The 19,165-nt window shown below is 61.0% G+C and carries 16 protein-coding genes; 11 read left to right on the top strand and 5 right to left on the bottom strand.

Going from position 1 to position 19,165, the window contains the following annotated elements:
- Positions 1–110: 110 nt before the first annotated feature.
- The 3 genes from CKW11_RS12515 to aspA form a co-directional block, all read right to left on the bottom strand.
- On the bottom strand, positions 111–1,115 hold the full coding sequence (locus tag CKW11_RS12515; RefSeq protein WP_095137744.1) for an asparaginase: 1,005 nt from the start codon (positions 1,113–1,115) through the stop codon (positions 111–113).
- Between the two features lie 168 nt (positions 1,116–1,283).
- Positions 1,284–2,729: a sodium:alanine symporter family protein gene (locus CKW11_RS12510; protein WP_095137743.1), complete on the bottom strand. Its 1,446-nt coding sequence runs from the start codon at positions 2,727–2,729 to the stop codon at positions 1,284–1,286.
- A 485-nt stretch (positions 2,730–3,214) separates the two neighbouring features.
- Positions 3,215–4,639 (bottom strand): aspartate ammonia-lyase, encoded by a 1,425-nt coding sequence (aspA, locus tag CKW11_RS12505; protein ID WP_003229645.1) that lies wholly within the window; start codon positions 4,637–4,639, stop codon positions 3,215–3,217.
- A gap of 180 nt (positions 4,640–4,819) precedes the next feature.
- Between aspA and CKW11_RS12500 the strand changes: the two genes are divergently transcribed.
- The 5 genes from CKW11_RS12500 to CKW11_RS12480 all read left to right on the top strand — a co-directional run bounded on the left by CKW11_RS12500 (position 4,820) and on the right by CKW11_RS12480 (position 8,639).
- The gene (locus CKW11_RS12500) at positions 4,820–5,728 is read left to right on the top strand and encodes a LysR substrate-binding domain-containing protein (protein ID WP_095137742.1); all 909 of its coding nucleotides are present in this window, start codon (positions 4,820–4,822) and stop codon (positions 5,726–5,728) included.
- 333 nt (positions 5,729–6,061) lie between these two features.
- Positions 6,062–6,553 carry a 5-(carboxyamino)imidazole ribonucleotide mutase gene (gene purE / locus CKW11_RS12495; RefSeq protein WP_003229641.1) on the top strand — a complete coding sequence of 164 codons (492 nt, stop codon included), beginning with the start codon at positions 6,062–6,064 and terminating at the stop codon, positions 6,551–6,553.
- 10 nt (positions 6,554–6,563) lie between these two features.
- Positions 6,564–7,646 carry a 5-(carboxyamino)imidazole ribonucleotide synthase gene (locus CKW11_RS12490; protein WP_047596872.1) on the top strand — a complete coding sequence of 361 codons (1,083 nt, stop codon included), beginning with the start codon at positions 6,564–6,566 and terminating at the stop codon, positions 7,644–7,646.
- A 117-nt stretch (positions 7,647–7,763) separates the two neighbouring features.
- Positions 7,764–8,009 (top strand): GlsB/YeaQ/YmgE family stress response membrane protein, encoded by a 246-nt coding sequence (locus CKW11_RS12485; protein ID WP_003229635.1) that lies wholly within the window; start codon positions 7,764–7,766, stop codon positions 8,007–8,009.
- 93 nt (positions 8,010–8,102) lie between these two features.
- The gene (locus CKW11_RS12480; protein WP_095137741.1) at positions 8,103–8,639 is read left to right on the top strand and encodes a DUF3299 domain-containing protein; all 537 of its coding nucleotides are present in this window, start codon (positions 8,103–8,105) and stop codon (positions 8,637–8,639) included.
- Positions 8,640–8,764: 125 nt separating this feature from the next.
- Here the strand turns inward: CKW11_RS12480 and CKW11_RS12475 are convergent, their stop codons facing one another.
- Both CKW11_RS12475 and CKW11_RS12470 read right to left on the bottom strand, forming a co-directional pair.
- The gene (locus CKW11_RS12475) at positions 8,765–9,664 is read right to left on the bottom strand and encodes a D-hexose-6-phosphate mutarotase (protein WP_095137740.1); all 900 of its coding nucleotides are present in this window, start codon (positions 9,662–9,664) and stop codon (positions 8,765–8,767) included.
- A gap of 58 nt (positions 9,665–9,722) precedes the next feature.
- Positions 9,723–10,127 carry an acyl-CoA thioesterase gene (locus CKW11_RS12470; RefSeq protein ID WP_003229628.1) on the bottom strand — a complete coding sequence of 135 codons (405 nt, stop codon included), beginning with the start codon at positions 10,125–10,127 and terminating at the stop codon, positions 9,723–9,725.
- A gap of 377 nt (positions 10,128–10,504) precedes the next feature.
- Here CKW11_RS12470 and CKW11_RS12465 point away from each other — a divergent pair, with 377 nt between their 5' ends.
- The 6 genes from CKW11_RS12465 to phoU all read left to right on the top strand — a co-directional run bounded on the left by CKW11_RS12465 (position 10,505) and on the right by phoU (position 19,061).
- Positions 10,505–11,803: an MFS transporter gene (locus tag CKW11_RS12465; RefSeq protein WP_095137739.1), complete on the top strand. Its 1,299-nt coding sequence runs from the start codon at positions 10,505–10,507 to the stop codon at positions 11,801–11,803.
- A 234-nt stretch (positions 11,804–12,037) separates the two neighbouring features.
- A complete protein-coding gene (locus CKW11_RS12460) occupies positions 12,038–13,036 on the top strand; it encodes a phosphate ABC transporter substrate-binding protein PstS (RefSeq protein WP_095137738.1) in 999 nt (332 codons plus the stop codon).
- Positions 13,037–13,516: 480 nt separating this feature from the next.
- Positions 13,517–15,550 carry an ABC transporter permease subunit gene (locus tag CKW11_RS12455; RefSeq protein WP_177439999.1) on the top strand — a complete coding sequence of 678 codons (2,034 nt, stop codon included), beginning with the start codon at positions 13,517–13,519 and terminating at the stop codon, positions 15,548–15,550.
- Positions 15,551–15,566: 16 nt separating this feature from the next.
- Positions 15,567–17,237, top strand: coding sequence for a phosphate ABC transporter permease PstA (pstA, locus tag CKW11_RS12450; protein WP_095137736.1), 1,671 nt, complete (start codon positions 15,567–15,569; stop codon positions 17,235–17,237).
- 157 nt (positions 17,238–17,394) lie between these two features.
- Entirely contained in the window at positions 17,395–18,228 is an 834-nt protein-coding gene (gene pstB / locus CKW11_RS12445) for a phosphate ABC transporter ATP-binding protein PstB (protein ID WP_095137735.1), read from the top strand.
- Positions 18,229–18,299: 71 nt separating this feature from the next.
- Positions 18,300–19,061 carry a phosphate signaling complex protein PhoU gene (phoU, locus tag CKW11_RS12440; protein ID WP_003229617.1) on the top strand — a complete coding sequence of 254 codons (762 nt, stop codon included), beginning with the start codon at positions 18,300–18,302 and terminating at the stop codon, positions 19,059–19,061.
- Positions 19,062–19,165 lie beyond the last annotated feature (104 nt).

Raw genomic sequence — 19,165 nt, 5'->3', positions numbered from 1 at the left:
GGAGGCGTTCCCGAGGACAAGCCTCGGGGTCGCTCCATGCTAGGGGGCACGTTGCAGCGTTGGTGGTAGATATGTAGGGGGCGCCGGATTATTCCGGCGCCGGACACGGCTCAGCGCAGCTCGCCACACAGGTCGAGTTCGATCAGGCGTCGTACTTCGGCGTTGTCCAGACCTGCACCGAGCAAGCCGTGCAGCTTGCCGAACGCTGCTTCGCGGGTCATGCCGCCGCCGGACAACACGCCAACACCACGCAACCGGCTGCCGGCCTCGTAAACGTCCAGCTCGACCCCGCCTTCATGGCACTGCGTGACCGCAACCACCACCACACCGTTGTCCCGCGCGCGGCCAAGGCTGGCGAGAAATTCGCTATCGTCGCTCGGCCCGGTGCCGCTGCCGTAGCATTCCAGCACCAGCCCCTGAATGCCGCTGGCCAGCAGACCGTCGACAATCCCGGCGCCGATGCCGGGGAACAGCGGCAGTACCGCGACGTTGACCAGTTGTTTTGGCTGGCTGTAGTTCAACGCGGCTGGAATCGACTGTGCTTTCACTCCGCCGCCCTGACGTTCGAGGCGCTTGAACGGATGCCGGCCGAAGCTGCGCACTTTCGCGCAGCGCGTCGGCGCCAGCAGCTCGCCGTGGAAGTACAGGTGCACGCCCGGCGCCAGACCCTGGCCCAAGGCAACCAGTGCGCCGCCGAGGTTTTCCCAGGCATCGCTGTCGGTGACGCCGGCCGGCAGCATCGAGCCGGTGAAACACACACGGGCATGCAGGCCGAGCAACTGAAAGCTCATCGCCGCGGCGCTGTAGGCGAGGGTGTCGGTGCCGTGCAGGATCAGCACGCTGTCGCAGCCTTGCACGTCCACGGCATCGACTACCGCTTCACGCAGTTGCTGCCAGTAGGCCGGGGTCATGTTGGCGCTGTCGATCAGCGGCGACATTTCCCGAAAGCGCCACTGCGGCACCACCAGTTCGGGCTGGCTGTGCAGGTACTCGCGCATCCGCGCTTCGAAACCGGAGGCCGGGGCCAGACCGTTGGCGCTGGCCTGCATGCCGATGGTGCCACCGGTGTAGAGCACCATGACGTGTTGGGCGGCGGGATAAGTCGAAGGGTTCATAGGATTCTCCGAAACGATGAGTTCCTGTGGGAGCGGGCTTGCTCGCGAATGCGGTGGGTCAGATACAGGAATCTCGACTGATCCGCCGCTTTCGCGAGCAAGTTCGCTCCCACAGGTATTGCATCACAATAACTGACGGGCGCAGGGGATGCGCCCGTCATTCACCTGTCAGCGTTGCGCTGCAGGAACGCCTTGCGGCTCGACTGCGGTCTTGTCGGCGGCTGGCGCCTCGGTCGGCCAGGCCTTCAGGTCCAGATCCAGATCGGCAAATTTGCTGGAGTCGAACACCGGCTGCTTGATGCCGGCGCGGCGCTGCTCGTCGTAGTCGCGCATCACGCGCATGCCGACCTTGAACAGCATGGCCAGGGCCATCAGGTTGACGAAGGCCAGGCAGGTCATGGTGATGTCAGCGAAGGCGAACACGGTCGACAGATCCTGCATCGAACCCCATACCACCAGCGCCAGGACCAGACCGCGGAACACCATCAGCAAGGCGCGGTTGCGGCTGAGGAACTGCAGGCTGTTTTCGCCCAGGTAGTAGTTGTAGAGGATGCAGGTGAAGACGAACAGCGACAGCGCAACGCTGACGAAGATGCGGCCCCAGTCACCGACCACGGCGGCCAGCGAGTTCTGGGTCAGGACGATGCCGTCACCTTCGAAGCCCGGGGTGTAGAAGCCCGACAACAGGATCAGCAGCGCGGTGCAGGTGCAGATCACGAAGGTGTCGAGGAACACGCTGAAGGCCTGAACCACGCCCTGAGCGCCCGGGTGTTTCACCGAGGCCACGGCGGCGACGTTCGGCGCACTGCCCAGGCCCGCTTCGTTGGCGAACACGCCACGCTTCACGCCCATGACGATGGCGCTGCCGAGCAGGCCGCCGAAGGCCGGGTCGAGACCGAAGGCGCTCTTGAAGATGGTTTCCAGCATGGCTGGCACGTGTTCGATCTGGGTGCCGATCACGTACAGGGTCACGCCGATGTAGGCCAGGGTCTTGACCGGTACCAGCAGATCGGACACTGCAGCGATGCGCTTGATGCCGCCGATGAAGGTGATGGCCAGCAGCACCGCCAGGACGATCCCGGTGTGGCTTGGGTCGAAGGCGAAGGCGTTCTGCAGCGAGTGGGTCACGGTGTAGGACTGCAGGCCGATGAAGGCGAAGCCGTAGGTGACCAGCAGCAGGACCGAGAACACCACTGCCATGCCTTTCAACTTCAGGCCGTGCTGGATGTAGTAGGCCGGGCCGCCACGGTACAGGCCGTCGCCATCGGCGCGCTTGTAGACCTGAGCCAGGGTGCATTCGAAGAAGCTGCTGGACATGCCGACCAGTGCGGTCACCCACATCCAGAACACCGCACCCGGACCACCCAGGGTCACGGCGATGCCGACACCGGCGATGTTGCCTGCACCGACGCGGCCGGCGAGGCTGAGCATCAGGGCCTGGAACGAGCTGAGTTGGCCGCCGCTGCTTTTCAGGCTGTCGCGGAATACCGCGAACATGTGGAAAAAGTGCCGCAATTGAACGAAACGCGAGCGAATCGTGAAGTAGCTACCGAGCCCGACAATGAGCACGATCAGTACTTTCCCTGAGAGGAAGTCGTTGATGACTTCGAGCATGGATTTTTCCTCGCTGTTTTTTGTGTAAGCAAATGCTGGATGTTCAGAAACATCGCGTTACACCGGTTTGCGCGCGGCACGACAGGTGAGGCGAAGGTTTCGTCCCGGATCCATTTCGCGGGTTTGTTATTAGTTCGGGTTTCGCATGGGTTATGGCCTCGTTACCGACGACCGCTCACGCGAAGAGGGGCGGCACTATACCGATCAGTGCGGCGCCCGTCTGCACGCTCGTGGTGCAAGCGACGAAACGAGGGTGCTGCAAGATCAAAAGATCGCAGCCTTCGGCAGCTCCTACAGGTGCACGAATTTCATGTAGGAGCTGCCGAAGGCTGCGATCTTGGCGGTATCAAATACACAAAACATTTAACGTCCTGCCCGCAAAGAAGTTAAAAAAAAGGGCTTGGGGACTGATCCCCAAGCCCTCAAAAGGTGAGAGGTGTCTAGTCCCTCGACCTGGTGAGCGGTGCTACAAATTACGCGTCGGCTCAGGCTTTGAGCGGAACCAGACGCGGGGCAATCATGTTTTCCGGGCGCAGGATGTCGGCGAGCATGGCTTCGTCGAGCAGACCTTCTTCGCGCACCAGTTCCAGCACGCCGCGGCCGCTTTCAAGAGCAATACGGGCGATGCGGGTGGCGTTTTTGTAGCCGATGTACGGGTTCAGCGCGGTGACCAGACCGATCGAGTGTTCGACCAGTTCGCGGCAGCGGGCTTCGTTGGCGGTGATGCCGACGATGCAGTGCTCGCGCAGCATGTCCATGGCGCGTTGCAACAGACGGATCGAGTCGAGGATCTTGAACGCGATCAGCGGCTCCATCACGTTCAGCTGCAGTTGGCCGCCTTCGGCTGCCATGGTCAGCGCCAGATCGTTACCGATGACCTGGAAGGCCACCTGGTTGACGGCTTCCGGGATTACCGGGTTGACCTTGCCGGGCATGATCGAGCTGCCTGGCTGACGCGCCGGCAGGTTGATCTCGTTGATGCCGGTGCGTGGGCCGCTGGACAGCAGGCGCAGGTCGTTGCAGATCTTCGACAGCTTGACCGCGGTGCGCTTGAGCATGCCGGAGAACAGCACGAAGGCGCCCATGTCGGAGGTGGCTTCGATCAGGTCGGCGGCGGGCACCAGCGGCTGACCGCTGATCAGTGCCAGGCGTTGTACGGCCAGCGCTTGATAGCGCGGGTCGGCGTTGATGCCGGTACCGATCGCGGTGCCGCCCAGGTTCACTTCAGTCAGCAGTTCCGGGGCCAGCGTCTTCAGACGGGCCAGGTCTTCGCCCATGGTGGTGGCGAAAGCACGGAATTCTTGACCCAGGGTCATCGGCACGGCGTCTTGCAGCTGGGTACGACCCATCTTCAGCACGTGGTTGAATTCTTCACCTTTGGCCGCGAATGCCTGAATCAGGCTGTCGAGGCTGGCCAGCAGCGCGTCGTGACCCAGCAGCAGACCCAGGCGGATCGCGGTCGGGTAGGCGTCGTTGGTCGACTGCGCCATATTGACGTCGTCGTTCGGGTGCAGGTACTGGTACTCGCCTTTCTGGTGACCCATTGCTTCGAGCGCAATGTTGGCGATCACTTCGTTGGCGTTCATGTTGGTGGAAGTACCGGCGCCACCTTGAATCATGTCGACCACGAACTCTTCGTGGAAATCACCGCGGATCAATCGGGCACAGGCTTCGCTGATGGCAGCGTGCTTGGCTTCGCTCAGATGACCCAACTCACGGTTGGCGTCAGCGGCGGCCTGTTTGACCATCGCCAGACCGACAACCAGTTTCGGGTAATGCGAAATCGGAACGCCGGAGAGACGGAAGTTGTTCACCGCTCGCAGGGTCTGGATGCCGTAATACGCTTGAGCCGGTACTTCGAGGGCGCCAAGCAGGTCGTTTTCTGTGCGGAAAGATGCAGCGGAGGACATGATAGAAATCATCTCGATATGGACCCGGTCTGTGCCGGAACGCTGCGAATGCTAGGCTTGTGGGATTTTTTGGGCCAATGCTGTTAAACACTGGCCTATGCACATTCGGCATAATGCCCGTGTGACGCCGCGTGCGCGGCAGACGTGTGACCTGTTTTGGTGCGTTCCCGGGAGGGCGTGATGAATCTGGAAAGCAAATGGCTTGAGGACTTCAGTGCTCTGGCCGCCACCCGCAGCTTCTCGCAGGCAGCCGAACGGCGCTTTGTGACCCAGCCGGCGTTCAGTCGGCGGATTCGCAGCCTGGAAGCGGCGCTTGGGCTGACGCTGGTCAACCGCTCGCGCACGCCGATCGAGCTGACGGCAGCGGGACAGCTGTTTCTGGTGACCGCGCGCACCGTGGTCGAACAGCTCGGCGAAGTGCTGCGCCACCTGCATCACCTGGAAGGCGGGCAGGGCGAAGTGATGCAAGTCGCCGCCGCCCACTCTTTGGCGCTGGGCTTCTTCCCGCGCTGGATTGCGCAACTGCGCAACGAAGGGCTGAACATCGCCACGCGATTGGTGGCAACCAACGTCGGCGACGCGGTGCATGCGTTGCGCGAAGGCGGCTGCGACCTGATGCTGGCGTTCTACGACCCGGACGCGGCGATGCAGATGGACCCGGAAATCTTCCCGTCGCTGCACCTGGGCCAGACCGAAATGCTGCCGGTGTGCGCGGCGGATGCCGAGGGCAAGCCGCTGTTCGATCTGGAGGGCGACGCCAGCGTACCGCTGCTGGCGTACAGCGCCGGGGCGTTTCTCGGGCGTTCGGTGAATGGATTATTGCGCCAGCGTCAGCTGCGCTTTACCACTATTTACGAAACCGCGATGGCTGACAGCTTGAAGAGCATGGCGCTGGAAGGCCTGGGGATTGCCTGGGTACCGCAACTGAGCGTACGTGCCGAGCTGGCTCGTGGCGAGCTCGTCGTCTGCGGTGGCCCGCAATGGCACGTGCCGCTGGAGATTCGTCTGTATCGCTGCGCATTGGTGCGTAAAGCCAACGTGCGGCTGTTGTGGCGCAAGCTTGAAGGCGGCGCTGCACAAAATTCCTGACCCATCGCGGATCCAATTGTGGGAGCGGGCTTGCTCGCGAATACGGTGTGTAAGTCGAGATCCATGTATCTGACCTGACGCCTTCGCGAGCAAGCCCGCTCCCACAGGGGGGATTTGTGGTGTTTGTCGGCTGACCTTCAAGTCAATAAAACCGGGCCTTTCGCTGATTTGACGGATGGTCGTTTCGGGGGCTGTTTATTGCTTTCTTTGCGGTATACTGCGCGGCCTTCGGCCGGTACGTCCGGCCATTTTTCGTACAATCAAGCCACGCAATCCTGCGTGGCTTGTTGTTTTTGACGCGCCTGCGGGCGCCCAGAGAGAAGAGGCGCGACGATGAGTGCACTGGTTGGCGTGATCATGGGCTCCAAGTCCGATTGGTCCACCCTTAGCCACACCGCCGATATGCTGGAAAAGCTCGGCATCCCGTACGAGGTCAAGGTGGTTTCTGCCCACCGCACCCCGGATCTGCTGTTCCAGTACGCCGAAGAGGCTGAGGGCCGTGGCATCGAGGTGATCATCGCCGGTGCCGGTGGCGCAGCCCACCTGCCAGGCATGTGTGCGGCCAAGACCCACCTGCCGGTACTGGGCGTTCCGGTGCAGTCGTCGATGCTCTCGGGCGTCGATTCGCTGTTGTCGATCGTGCAGATGCCTGCGGGCATCCCGGTTGCCACCCTGGCCATCGGCAAGGCCGGCGCGATCAACGCCGCGCTGCTCTCGGCGAGCATTCTCGGCGCCAAGCATCCACAGTTCCACGCGGTACTGAAAACCTTCCGTGCCGAGCAGACAGACAGCGTCCTGGACAATCCAGACCCACGTATTGCCTGAGGTTGTTGAGATGAAGATCGGTGTAATCGGTGGCGGCCAGTTGGGTCGCATGTTGGCGCTGGCGGGCACTCCGCTGGGCATGAACTTCGCTTTCCTCGACCCTGCGCCGGACGCTTGCGCGGCTGCACTGGGCGAACACCTGCGGGCCGATTACGGCGATCAGGATCACCTGCGCCAACTGGCCGATGAGGTCGATCTGGTGACCTTCGAGTTCGAAAGCGTTCCGGCGGAAACCGTGGCGTTCCTCTCGCAATTCGTTCCGGTCTATCCGAGCGCTGAAGCCCTGCGCATCGCTCGCGACCGCTGGTTCGAGAAGAGCATGTTCAAGGACCTGGGCATCCCGACCCCGGCCTTCGCCGACATTCAATCGCAAGCCGACCTGGATGCCGCTGTGGCGTCCATCGGTCTGCCGGCCGTGCTGAAAACCCGCACCCTGGGTTACGACGGCAAGGGCCAGAAAGTCCTGCGCAAGCCGGAAGACGTGGTCGGTACGTTCGCCGAGCTGGGCAGCGTTGCCTGCCTGCTGGAAGGTTTCGTGCCGTTCACTGGCGAAGTTTCGCTGATTGCCGTGCGTGCCCGTGATGGCGAAACGAAGTTCTACCCGTTGGTGCACAACACCCACGACAGCGGCATCCTCAAGCTGTCGGTGGCCAGCACCGATCATCCGCTGCAGGCGTTGGCTGAAGATTACTCCAGCCGTGTGCTCAAGCAGCTGGATTATGTCGGTGTGATGGCGTTCGAGTTCTTTGAAGTCGACGGTGGCCTCAAGGCCAACGAAATCGCCCCGCGTGTGCACAATTCCGGGCACTGGACCACCGAAGGCGCCGAGTGCAGTCAGTTCGAAAACCACCTGCGCGCCGTTGCCGGCCTGCCGCTGGGTTCGACGGCCAAGGTCGGCGAGAGCGCCATGCTCAACTTCATCGGCGTGGTTCCGCCGGTTGAGAAAGTCATCGCCATCGAAGACTGCCATCTGCATCACTACGGCAAAGCCTTCAAGGCCGGGCGCAAGGTCGGTCACGCCAACCTGCGCTGCGCCGACATGGCCACGCTGCAGGCGCAGATCGTTAAGGTCGAAGCGCTGATCGCCGAGTAACGACAGTTTCATCTGGCAGCGGCGGAACCATTCAGGGCTCGCCGTTCTCTGATGGCAGGATGCCAAAGTCTGGCTAGGCTTTGGCATATCTACTATTCAGCGTCAGAGGGAAATGCCATGGGAATTATCGGAACCATCTTTATCGGCTTGATCGTCGGCCTGCTGGCACGCTTCCTGAAACCGGGCGATGACAGCATGGGCTGGATCATGACCATCCTGCTCGGTATCGGCGGTTCGCTGGCAGCCACCTACGGCGGCCAGGCCCTGGGCATCTATCAGGCAGGTCAGGGCGCAGGCTTCATCGGCGCACTGGTCGGCGCGATCGTACTGCTGGTGATCTACGGCCTGATCAAAAAGAACTGATCCAAAGCGACAAAGCCCTCTCTGCCAAAGTGGCCGGGAGGGCTAGAATGCTCGGCGATTTACTGTTCCTTCCTTTCTATACCGAGCTCCTTCATGCGCCGTCTTCTGTTGACTCTTCTTTTGCTGGGCAGCGGTCTGGCCCACGCCGGCGAACTGCCGGAAACCGACTGGCTGGAACTGATGCCCAAGTCGGACCAGAAAGCCCTCAAGGCGATGCCCGAAATCGACCACAACTCCCCGGAAGCTACTGGCACCTTCACCGAGAAGGGCGGGATGAAACAGGCCAAGGGCCTGCCGGCGGTGATGTATTCGACCAAGACCGTGGCGTCGATGAACGACAAGCACATCCGCATCGGTGGCTACCCGGTGCCGCTGGAATCCGACGCCAAGGGCCGCAGCACGCTGTTCTTCCTCGTGCCGTATCCGGGCGCCTGCATCCACGTGCCGCCGCCACCACCGAATCAACTGGTGCTGGTGCGTTATCCCAAGGGTTTGAAGCTGGATGACATCTACACGCCGCTGTGGGTGACCGGCACGCTGAAGATCGAGAAAGTCAGCAATGACCTGGCCGATGCGGCGTATGCGCTGGAAGCGGACAAGGTGCGGGTGGTGCAGGAGTCCGATCTCTGACACCTGCCACAAAACAACTGTGGGAGCAGGCTTGCTCGCGAAAGCGCTGTGTCAGACAAATTGATGTATCTGACCCTCCGCCTTCGCGAGCAAGCCCGCTCCCACATTTTGTTTTGCGGTGTTGGTTAAAGCGGTTTGCTGCCGATGCTGACGCCCATCGTATGGCTAGCGCCCGGCGCCAGATTCACCACGTCATCCATCACATTCGCCGTCTCGATGCACAGCATGCGCTGCCAGCCATCGTTGTCCATGTCGGCCAGCACTGCCGCGCGGTCGATCCACGGGTTCCAGATCACTGCCGTGCGCGAACCGGTAGCGGTCAGCACAATGCGTCGCTCCCAGGCCGGGTCGACGATACTCAGTTGTGGCGGCGCATCGAGATAGATGCGGTCGGTTTCGCCAGCGAAATGCAGCTCACCTTGCTGGCTGTGGGTTTTCCACTCATCCAGCGTTTCGATGTACTTCAAGCCGGCCACGCCATCAACGTGCACATTGCGCACATCACTGACGGCGAAATAAGTGTGCAGCGCCTGACTCAGGCTGACGGTGTCACTGCCACGGTTATGGCTGGTCAGGCTGAAGCTCAGTTGTTCGGACAAATGCAGGGTCAGGGTCAGGTCGACCTGATGCGGCCAGCCCGGCAGGCCACCTTCGGGGTAGGGGAGCCTGAATTCAACCTTGACGCCGTCAGCCTCTGATTCGATGCCGCCCAGTTCCCAATCCATCGCCCGCACCAGACCGTGCGCGGGTGCCGGTTGCTCACCGGTGTACATGGCCTGCACGCTCTGCGGGTTGCGTTCGAACTTGCCGAACCACGGCCAGCACACCGGCACACCGGCGCGGATGCTCTTGCCGGTCTTGAACTCGGCCTTGTCGTTGAGCCAGATGATCGGCGGCTGGCCGTCGATCTGGTAACTGAGGATGTGCGCGCCTTGCTGGGCCACCAGCACTTCGGCCTGACCGTGGCGGATGCGCCAGCAGTTCAGTTCATCCAGTTTCACGGCTTCAACGTTGGGCGTGTTCATGGGGCAACTCTCGATCAGACACTTGGGACGACTATCGACCGCAAAACCGCGGCGATGTTTAACGCGCGCGCGGTGGCACCGAGCGAGTACGACCGCTGCCGTCGATGGCGACGAAGACGAATACCGCTTCGGTCACTTTACGCCACTCGCTGGACAGCGGATCGTCGCTCCACACCTCGACCATCATCTGGATCGAGCTGCGGCCGATTTCCAGGGTCTGGGTATAAAAGGACAATTGCGCGCCCACCGCGACCGGCACCAGGAAGGCCATGCGGTCGATGGCCACGGTTGCCACACGGCCACCGGCCACGCGGCTGGCCATTGCGGTACCCGCCAGGTCCATCTGCGCCACCAGCCAGCCGCCGAAAATATCGCCAAAGCCGTTGGTTTCGCGGGGGAGTGCGGTAATTTGCAGGGCCAGGTCGCCTTGCGGGATCGGATCTTCTTGTTCGAGCTCTATCATGCCGGGGGTGCCTCTGACCCGTGACTCTTCGTTGGTATTGCTGGTGGTAGCCGTCTTCAGGAAAAACGATTCAGCACCGAACATACTGCGTTCGTCACGTTTTCCATAGGCGTCTAAAGGGGAAACTCTGCGAAACCGGCTGATCCCGTTCAAAGGCCGGACCAACGACGTTTTCGCACAGCAACCCCCTACAAACCGGAGCAAGGTTGCGAGTATATCGGTCGGTAGACTCCGCGACGACCATCGGGTTCTGATTTTGACCGGCAAATACGCGCCTCTATGTGCTTTTTCGAACAATTTGCTATGGTGCCGAACCTGCCCAAGCCACAGCCAGCGTTGTTGTGGCGGTAGATCCGCCTATAAGAGAAGCCCTTGCCATGACCACAGCGCCTTCGAGCCTCGCGCAGCCCGAGCAACCTGCACGCCCCCTGACCCGCAATGACTACAAGACTTTGTCGCTATCGGCCCTGGGCGGTGCGCTGGAGTTTTACGATTTCATCATCTTCGTGTTCTTCGCCACCGTGGTCGGCAAGCTGTTCTTCCCGGCCGACATGCCCGAGTGGCTGCGCCTGATGCAGACTTTCGGCATTTTCGCCGCCGGTTACCTCGCGCGGCCGCTGGGCGGCATCGTCATGGCGCACTTTGGCGACCTGCTGGGGCGCAAGAAAATGTTCACCCTGAGCATTTTCATGATGGCCGTGCCGACCCTGATCATGGGCCTGCTGCCGACCTACGCGCAGATCGGTATGTGGGCGCCGATCCTGCTGTTGCTGATGCGAGTGATCCAGGGCGCGGCGATTGGCGGGGAAGTGCCGGGGGCGTGGGTCTTCGTTTCCGAACACGTACCGCAAAAGCACATCGGCTACGCCTGCGGGACGCTGACCAGCGGGTTGACCGCCGGCATCCTGCTCGGCTCGCTGGTCGCCACGGCAATCAACAGCATTTATACGCCGGGGGAAGTCGCGGATTACGCCTGGCGCATTCCATTCCTGCTCGGTGGCGTGTTCGGTCTGTTCTCGGTGTATCTGCGTCGCTGGCTGCACGAAACCCCGGTGTTCGCCGAGCTGCAACTGCGCAAGGCACTGGCCGAAGAAGTGCCGCTGCGTGCGGTACTGCGTGACCATCGCGGGGCGATTGCGATCTCGATGCTGCTGACCTGGCTGCTGTCCGCCGGGATCGTCGTGTTGATTCTGATGACCCCGACCGTGCTGCAGACGGTCTATCACTTCTCGCCAACGGTGGCGCTGCAATCGAACAGCCTGGCCATCGTGTTTCTGAGCTTTGGCTGCATCATCTCCGGCGCCCTGGCCGACCGATTTGGCGCTGGCCGGGTGTTTGTCTTCGGTTGCCTGGGCTTGCTGATCAGCTCCTGGACCTTCTATCACAGCCTCGCCGATCACCCGAACTGGTTGTTCCCGCTGTATGCGCTGACCGGCTTGCTGGTCGGCACCATCGGTGCGGTGCCATACGTGATGGTCAAGGCGTTCCCGCCGGTGGTGCGCTTCAGCGGGCTGTCGTTCTCGTACAACGTGGCGTACGCGATCTTCGGTGGCCTGACGCCGATGGTGGTCAGCCTTCTGCTGAAAGAAAGCGCGATGGGCCCGGCTTACTATGTGGCGGTGCTGTGCACGATGGGGATTCTGGTGGGGGCGTGGCTCTGGAAGAAGGGGCGCTGATCCGGAATTTCCTCCAGTAGTACCGGCCCATTCGCGAGCAAGCCCGCTCCCACATTTGGAATGCATTTCAAATTGTGGGAGCGGGCTTGCTCGCGAATGGGCGCACCACGAATTATCCAGTAAAACCTCAATGCTGGCCTTTCATCCAATTGTCACATTTCAGCCATAGAGTGTTCACACGGCCTGCTGATACTTGGCCCCGACTTAACACACCCTATCTGCTAGGAGTAAGGCATGAAACTGAAGCGTTTGATGGCGGCAATGACTTTTGTCGCTGCTGGCGTTGCGACTGCCAACGCGGTTGCCGCTGTTGACCCTGCTATCCCGAGCTACACCAAAACCACTGGTGTGTCGGGCAACCTGTCCAGCGTCGGCTCCGATACCCTGGCTAACCTCATGACCCTGTGGGCTGAGAACTACAAGAAAGAATACCCGAACGTAAACATCCAGATTCAGGCCGCTGGCTCCGCCACCGCGCCACCTGCGCTGACTGAAGGCACCTCCAACCTGGGCCCGATGAGCCGCAAGATGAAGGACACCGAACTGGCGGCCTTCGAGCAGAAGTACGGCTACAAGCCAACCGCTATCCCGGTTGCCGTGGACGCCCTGGCGGTATTCGTGCACAAGGACAACCCGATTCAGCACCTGACCATGGAACAGGTTGACGCGATCTTCTCGTCGACCCGTCTGTGCGGCGCCAAAGCCGACGTGAAAACCTGGGGTGAGCTGGGCGTAACCGGCGACCTGGCCAACAAGCCGGTTCAGCTGTTCGGTCGTAACTCGGTATCCGGCACCTACGGCTACTTCAAAGAAGAAGCCCTGTGCAAAGGTGACTACAAGCCAAACGTCAACGAACAACCAGGCTCGGCTTCGGTCGTGCAGTCGATCAGCTCCTCGCTGAACGGCATCGGTTACTCGGGCATCGGCTACAAAACCGCTAGCGTGAAGACCGTGCCTCTGGCCAAGAAAGGCAGTACGGACTTCATCGAAGACACCGAAGAAAACGCCCTGAACGGCAAGTACCCGCTGTCGCGCTTCCTCTACGTTTACGTCAACAAAGCCCCGAACAAGCCTCTGGCCCCGCTGGAAGCCGAGTTCGTGAAACTGGTTCTGTCCAAGCAGGGCCAGGAAGTCGTAGTCAAGGACGGTTACATCCCGTTGCCAGCCAAAGTCGCTGCCAAAGCACTGGCTGATCTGGGCTTGCAAGAAGGCGCTGCAGTCGTAAAGAAGTAACAAATTGAGTCCGAAATAAACACCTTCGGACTCCGGTGTGGGAGCGGGCTTGCTCGCGAAGAGGCCTTCAGATTCAGCATCTTCATTGACTGAATCACCGCTTTCGCGAGCAAGCCCGCTCTCACACAACCCTCGAATTTTTCGATCCTCCTCCAGTATCCCGCTGGCGGTGGATTTGCTGCGTCACTGCACTGTCATCTTTCTGTCATACAGGATCGCTAGGGTGAGCGCATGAATGATCTGGCCAATTCCCAAATGACTACTAATCCTCCCAAGCGCATTGATTTCAATACGCCTGAGCTGCAACGCAAGCGCCGCATTCGCGCGCTCAAGGATCGCTTCACCCGTTGGTACGTCCTCGTTGGCGGTCTGGCGGTGCTGGCAGCCATCACCCTGATCTTCTTCTTCCTCGCCTACGTCGTTGCACCGTTGTTCCAGGGTGCCAGCCTGACCGCGAAAGATGCCATTACCCCAGCCTGGATGCAGGACGCCGGCAAGCCGCTGATGATTTCGCTCGAAGAGCAGAATCAGGTGGCGATGCGCGTTTCCGACAAGGGCCAGGCGTTGTTCTTTGACATCGACAGTGGCGCTGAACTGAAGCGCGTCGATCTGCCATTGCCTGCCGGCGCCAGCGTAACCTCCATCGGGGAAGACCAGCCTGGTCATCCACTGGTAGCGGTAGGCCTGTCCAACGGCCAGGCGCTGGTGTTCCGTCACACCTATAAAGTCAGCTACCCCGATGGCAAGAAAACCATCACCCCGGCCATCGAATACCCGTACGGCGAAGCGCCGATCGCGGTGAACGAGAGCGGCGGGGCACTGGAGCACGTCAGCCTCAACGCGACCGATTCAACGCTGATGCTGGTGGGTTCGACCGGTTCGCAGCTCAATGTTCTGTCGCTGACCAGCGAAGAAAACATGATGACCGGTGAAGTCACCAACGAGCAGAAGCGTATCGAGCTGCCGCAGATGACTGAGCCGGTGAAAAACATCTTCGTCGATCCGCGCCAGCAATGGCTGTACGTGGTCAACGGGCGTGCCCAGGCCGATGTGTTCAGCCTGCGCGACAAGAGCCTCAACGGTCGCTACAAACTGCTGGAAAACGCCGACGCCGAAGTTACCGCGACCACGCAACTGGTCGGTGGTATCTCGCTGATCGTCGGTGACTCCAAGGGCGGTCTGGCCCAGTGGTTCATGGCTCGTGATACCGATGGCGAGCTGCGTCTGAAGCAGATCCGCACCTTCCAGATGGGCACCACGCCGATCGTTGAAATCAGCGCCGAAGAGCGTCGCAAGGGCTTCGTTGCCCTTGATGCCAGCGGCAAGCTCGGCGTGTTCCACAGCACCGCGCACCGCACCCTGCTGGTCGAGCCGGTAGCCGAAGGCCAGGGCCTGTTCGGTCTGTCGCCGCGCGCCAACCGGGTGATCGTCGAGGCCGGCGGCAAGCTGCACCCGCTGCTGCTCGACAACCCGCACCCGGAAGTGTCGTGGAGCGCTTTGTGGAGCAAGGTCTGGTACGAGAACTACGACGAGCCTAAATACGTCTGGCAATCGACCGCCGCCAATACCGATTTCGAACCGAAACTGAGCCTCTCGCCACTGACCTTCGGCACCCTGAAAGCGGCGTTCTACGCCATGCTGCTGGCCGCGCCACTGGCCGTCGCTGCGGCGATCTACACCGCGTACTTCATGGCCCCGGGCATGCGCCGCAAGGTCAAACCGGTGATCGAACTGATGGAAGCGATGCCGACGGTGATCCTCGGGTTCTTCGCCGGTCTGTTCCTCGCCCCCTATGTGGAAGGTCATCTTCCGGGCATCTTCAGCCTGCTGATGCTGCTGCCGATCGGCATTCTGGTTGCCGGTTTCACCTTCAGCCGTCTGCCTGAGTCGATCCGCCTGAAAGTCCCGGACGGCTGGGAAAGTGCGCTGCTGATTCCGGTGATCCTGTTTGTCGGTTGGCTGTCGCTGTACATGAGTCCGTTCATGGAGAACTGGTTCTTCGGCGGTGACATGCGCATGTGGATCTCCCACGACCTGGGCATCACCTACGACCAGCGCAACGCTCTGGTAGTCGGTCTGGCGATGGGTTTTGCGGTGATCCCGAACATCTACTCGATCGCTGAAGACGCCGTGTTCAGTGTGCCGCGCGGCCTGACCCTTGGCTCGCTGGCCCTCGGTGCTACGCCTTGGCAGACCATGACTCGCGTAGTGATCCTGACCGCCAGCCCGGGGATTTTCTCGGCGCTGATGATCGGCATGGGCCGTGCAGTCGGTGAAACCATGATCGTGCTGATGGCCACCGGTAACACTCCGGTCATGGAAATGAACCTGTTCGAAGGCCTGCGCACCCTGGCTGCCAACGTCGCGGTGGAAATGCCCGAATCGGAAGTCGGCGGCAGCCACTACCGCGTGCTGTTCCTCTCGGCGCTGGTGCTGCTGTTGTTCACCTTCGTCATGAACACCCTGGCAGAACTGATTCGTCAGCGTCTGCGCAAGAAATACTCGTCGCTTTAAGCAAAGGTAGAAGTCTGTGAAACAGAACTCCCTGAAAGGATGGTTCAAGAGCGGCGCCCCGGGCGTCTGGATCAGCGGTGGCGCGGTGTCCATCGCGGTCATCATGACCATTGGCCTGCTGGCTGTGATTGCCGTGCGCGGTCTGGGTCACTTCTGGCCGGCGGACCTGATCCACGCCAGCTACGACGTGCCGGGCCAGGCCCAGCACCTTGTGGTCGGCGAAGTGGTACAGAAAGAAGAAGTGCCCCGTGCCCGCCTGAAAAGCGCTGGTTTGCCAGTGCCGGACCAAGGCCCGGAATTCATGACCCGCGAGCTGATCAAGGTCGGCAACCGTGACCTGAACGGCAACGACTTCACCTGGGTGGTCGGCGAGTGGCTGACCAACCAGACCACGCCGCCGGAACTGATGGCGATCGAGCGTCGCGAGTGGGGCAACTTCTACGGCTACCTGGTCAACGTCAAGCAGGACGGCAAGGTCATCGCCGAAGGCGAAGCCGCATGGCCTGAGCTGCAAGCGCGGATCGACCGCGTAAACGGCCTCGCCGCGCAGCTCAAGTCGCTGGAAAAAGTCGATATCGGCGCGATCAACGCGGGGCTGGAACGCATCCGTCTGCACGGTCGCAAGCTGGAACTGGAAGGCAAGCTCGACGCCACCGCGCAAGCGGACATGGAGTCCGAGCGCGCCGAACTGAACGCCCGTTATCAGGACATCGAAGCACGTCTGGCCGACCTGCATGCGCAGTTCAACCGCGATGCGCTGACCGCTCGCGATGCCAACGGCAAAGAAATCGAAATCGGTTTGGGCAAAGTGGTTCACGCCTACCAGCCGAACGCCATGAGCACCTTCACCAAGATCGGTTTCTACTTCAGCAAGATCTGGGAATTCCTCTCCGACGATCCGCGTGAAGCCAACACCGAAGGCGGGATCTTCCCGGCGATTTTCGGCACCGTGATGATGACCCTGATCATGGCGATGATCGTCACCCCGTTCGGCGTACTGGCAGCGGTGTACCTGCGTGAATACGCCAAGCAGAACACCCTGACGCGGATCATCCGTATCGCGGTGAACAACCTGGCGGGCGTTCCGGCGATCGTTTACGGCGTGTTTGGTCTGGGCTTCTTCGTTTATGTGTTGGGCGGATCGGTTGACCGCTTGTTCTTCCCCGAAGCACTGCCGGCGCCGACCTTCGGTACACCGGGTCTGCTCTGGGCATCGCTGACCCTGGCGCTGCTGGCGGTGCCGGTGGTGATCGTGGCCACTGAAGAAGGTCTGGCGCGTATCCCGCGCACCATACGCGAAGGCTCGTTGGCCCTTGGCGCGACCAAGGCTGAAACCTTGTGGAAGATCGTGATCCCGATGGCCAGCCCGGCCATGATGACCGGCATGATCCTCGCCGTGGCCCGCGCCGCCGGTGAAGTGGCGCCGCTGATGCTGGTAGGTGTGGTGAAACTGGCGCCGTCGCTGCCGGTGGATGGCAACTATCCGTACCTGCACCTGGATCAGAAAATCATGCACCTGGGCTTCCACATCTATGACGTCGGCTTCCAGAGCCCGAACGTCGAAGCGGCACGCCCGCTGGTGTACGCCACGGCGCTGCTGCTGGTGCTGGTGATCGCCACGTTGAACCTGTCGGCCGTGTGGATTCGTAACCACCTGCGCGAAAAATACAAAGCTTTGGACAGTTGATATTCCTGTGGGAGCGGGCTTGCTCGCGAAGGCGGTCAGGCGACATTGATGTTGAATGTGCCGACCTCTTCGCGAGCAAGCCCGCTCCCACCCTAGATTGAGTACAGCCGCACCAAGCGGCTAACCGAACCGAATTTGTCAGCACAGGGAGCCTCCCATGCAGCACGAAACCCATACCCACGGCATCAATATGTCTGCCTTGGGCCGCGACAAGCAGAGCCTGAATCTTGAACAGGAAACCGTGGCCATTGAAGTCCCGGGCCTGAACCTGTTCTACGGCGATAAACAAGCGCTGTACGACGTCAGCCTGAACATCCCGAAACAGCGCGTGACGGCCTTCATCGGCCCGTCCGGCTGCGGCAAGTCCACGCTGCTGCGTACGTTCAACCGCATGAACGACCTGGTTGACGGCTGCCGTGTCGAAGGTGCGATCAACCTGTACGGCAACAACATCTACCGCAAGGGTGAAGACGTTGCCGAACTGCGTCGTCGCGTCGGCATGGTGTTCCAGAAGCCCAACCCGTTCCCCAAGACCATCTACGAAAACGTGGTCTACGGTCTGCGCATTCAGGGCATCAACAAGAAGCGCATTCTCGATGAAGCGGTCGAGTGGGCGTTGAAAGGCGCGGCCCTGTGGGACGAGGTCAAAGACCGTCTGCACGACTCGGCACTCGGCCTGTCCGGTGGTCAGCAGCAGCGTCTGGTGATCGCGCGCACCATCGCCGTTGAGCCGGAAGTGTTGCTGCTCGACGAACCGTGCTCGGCCCTCGACCCGATCTCGACCCTGAAAGTCGAAGAGCTGATCTACGAGCTGAAGTCCAAGTTCACCATCGTCATCGTGACCCACAACATGCAGCAGGCGGCGCGGGTGTCCGACTACACGGCGTTCATGTACATGGGCAAACTGGTGGAATTCGGCGACACCGATACCCTGTTCACCAATCCGGCGAAGAAGCAGACCGAAGACTACATCACCGGTCGTTATGGCTGACAGTTGCGGGTTATTCACAGAATTGACGCTGCGGCCCACCGCACCTTACCGGACGCTCCAAGGACGCCACCATGATTAGTAAAGAAGGCCTTACCCACCACATCTCCGCGCAGTTCAACGCCGAGCTTGAGGAAGTGCGCAGCCACCTCCTGGCCATGGGCGGGCTGGTCGAGAAGCAGGTCAACGACGCGGTGACCGCGCTGATCGAGGCCGATTCCGGTCTGGCCCAGCAGGTGCGCGAGATCGATGACCAGATCAACCAGATGGAACGCAACATCGACGAAGAATGCCTGCGCATTCTGGCCCGTCGCCAGCCGGCGGCGTCTGACCTGCGGCTGATCATCAGCATCTCCAAGTCGGTGATCGACCTTGAGCGCATTGGCGACGAAGCGACCAAGATCGCCCGTCGTGCTATCCAGCTGTGCGAAGAAGGTGAAGCGCCGCGCGGTTACGTCGAAGTGCGGCACATCGGCGATCAGGTGCGCAACATGGTTCGCGATGCGCTGGACGCGTTTGCCCGCTTCGATGCCGATCTGGCGCTGTCGGTGGCGCAGTACGACAAGGTCATCGACCGCGAATACAAGACCGCCCTGCGTGAGCTGGCCACCTACATGATGGAAGACCCGCGCTCTATCTCGCGGGTTCTGAGCATCATCTGGGTGCTGCGTTCGCTGGAGCGGATCGGCGACCACGCGCGTAACATCTCGGAACTGGTGATCTACCTGGTGCGCGGCACCGACGTGCGTCACCTGGGCCTCAAACGCATGAAAGAAGAAGTTGAAGGCACAAGCGGCGAAACCGCTAATGTTCCGGGCAATGCTGACGATAAGTAAGATTGCCTGAGAAAAGCGCCCGGCCCTTTGGCCGGGCGTTTTTGTTTAGGGCGCCTGTATCAGGAAATCGAATTAAAAAGCAGCACCCGCGAACGAAAAGTCCC

Origin of the sequence: Pseudomonas sp. Irchel s3a10 (genome assembly GCF_900187525.1) — a bacterium.
Classification (GTDB): Bacteria; Pseudomonadota; Gammaproteobacteria; order Pseudomonadales; family Pseudomonadaceae; genus Aquipseudomonas; species Aquipseudomonas koreensis_G.
This window is presented reverse-complemented; position numbering and strand designations above follow the sequence as displayed.

Bases quoted from the DNA above. Each gene is read 5' to 3' on its own strand.
- CKW11_RS12515 (WP_095137744.1), bottom strand. From the start codon at position 1,115: ATGAACCCTTCGACTTATCCCGCCGCCCAACACGTCATGGTGCTCTAC.
- CKW11_RS12510 (WP_095137743.1), bottom strand. From the start codon at position 2,729: ATGCTCGAAGTCATCAACGACTTCCTCTCAGGGAAAGTACTGATCGTG.
- aspA (WP_003229645.1), bottom strand. From the start codon at position 4,639: ATGTCCTCCGCTGCATCTTTCCGCACAGAAAACGACCTGCTTGGCGCC.
- CKW11_RS12500 (WP_095137742.1), top strand. From the start codon at position 4,820: ATGAATCTGGAAAGCAAATGGCTTGAGGACTTCAGTGCTCTGGCCGCC.
- purE (WP_003229641.1), top strand. From the start codon at position 6,062: ATGAGTGCACTGGTTGGCGTGATCATGGGCTCCAAGTCCGATTGGTCC.
- CKW11_RS12490 (WP_047596872.1), top strand. From the start codon at position 6,564: ATGAAGATCGGTGTAATCGGTGGCGGCCAGTTGGGTCGCATGTTGGCG.
- CKW11_RS12485 (WP_003229635.1), top strand. From the start codon at position 7,764: ATGGGAATTATCGGAACCATCTTTATCGGCTTGATCGTCGGCCTGCTG.
- CKW11_RS12480 (WP_095137741.1), top strand. From the start codon at position 8,103: ATGCGCCGTCTTCTGTTGACTCTTCTTTTGCTGGGCAGCGGTCTGGCC.
- CKW11_RS12475 (WP_095137740.1), bottom strand. From the start codon at position 9,664: ATGAACACGCCCAACGTTGAAGCCGTGAAACTGGATGAACTGAACTGC.
- CKW11_RS12470 (WP_003229628.1), bottom strand. From the start codon at position 10,127: ATGATAGAGCTCGAACAAGAAGATCCGATCCCGCAAGGCGACCTGGCC.
- CKW11_RS12465 (WP_095137739.1), top strand. From the start codon at position 10,505: ATGACCACAGCGCCTTCGAGCCTCGCGCAGCCCGAGCAACCTGCACGC.
- CKW11_RS12460 (WP_095137738.1), top strand. From the start codon at position 12,038: ATGAAACTGAAGCGTTTGATGGCGGCAATGACTTTTGTCGCTGCTGGC.
- CKW11_RS12455 (WP_177439999.1), top strand. From the start codon at position 13,517: ATGCAGGACGCCGGCAAGCCGCTGATGATTTCGCTCGAAGAGCAGAAT.
- pstB (WP_095137735.1), top strand. From the start codon at position 17,395: ATGCAGCACGAAACCCATACCCACGGCATCAATATGTCTGCCTTGGGC.
- phoU (WP_003229617.1), top strand. From the start codon at position 18,300: ATGATTAGTAAAGAAGGCCTTACCCACCACATCTCCGCGCAGTTCAAC.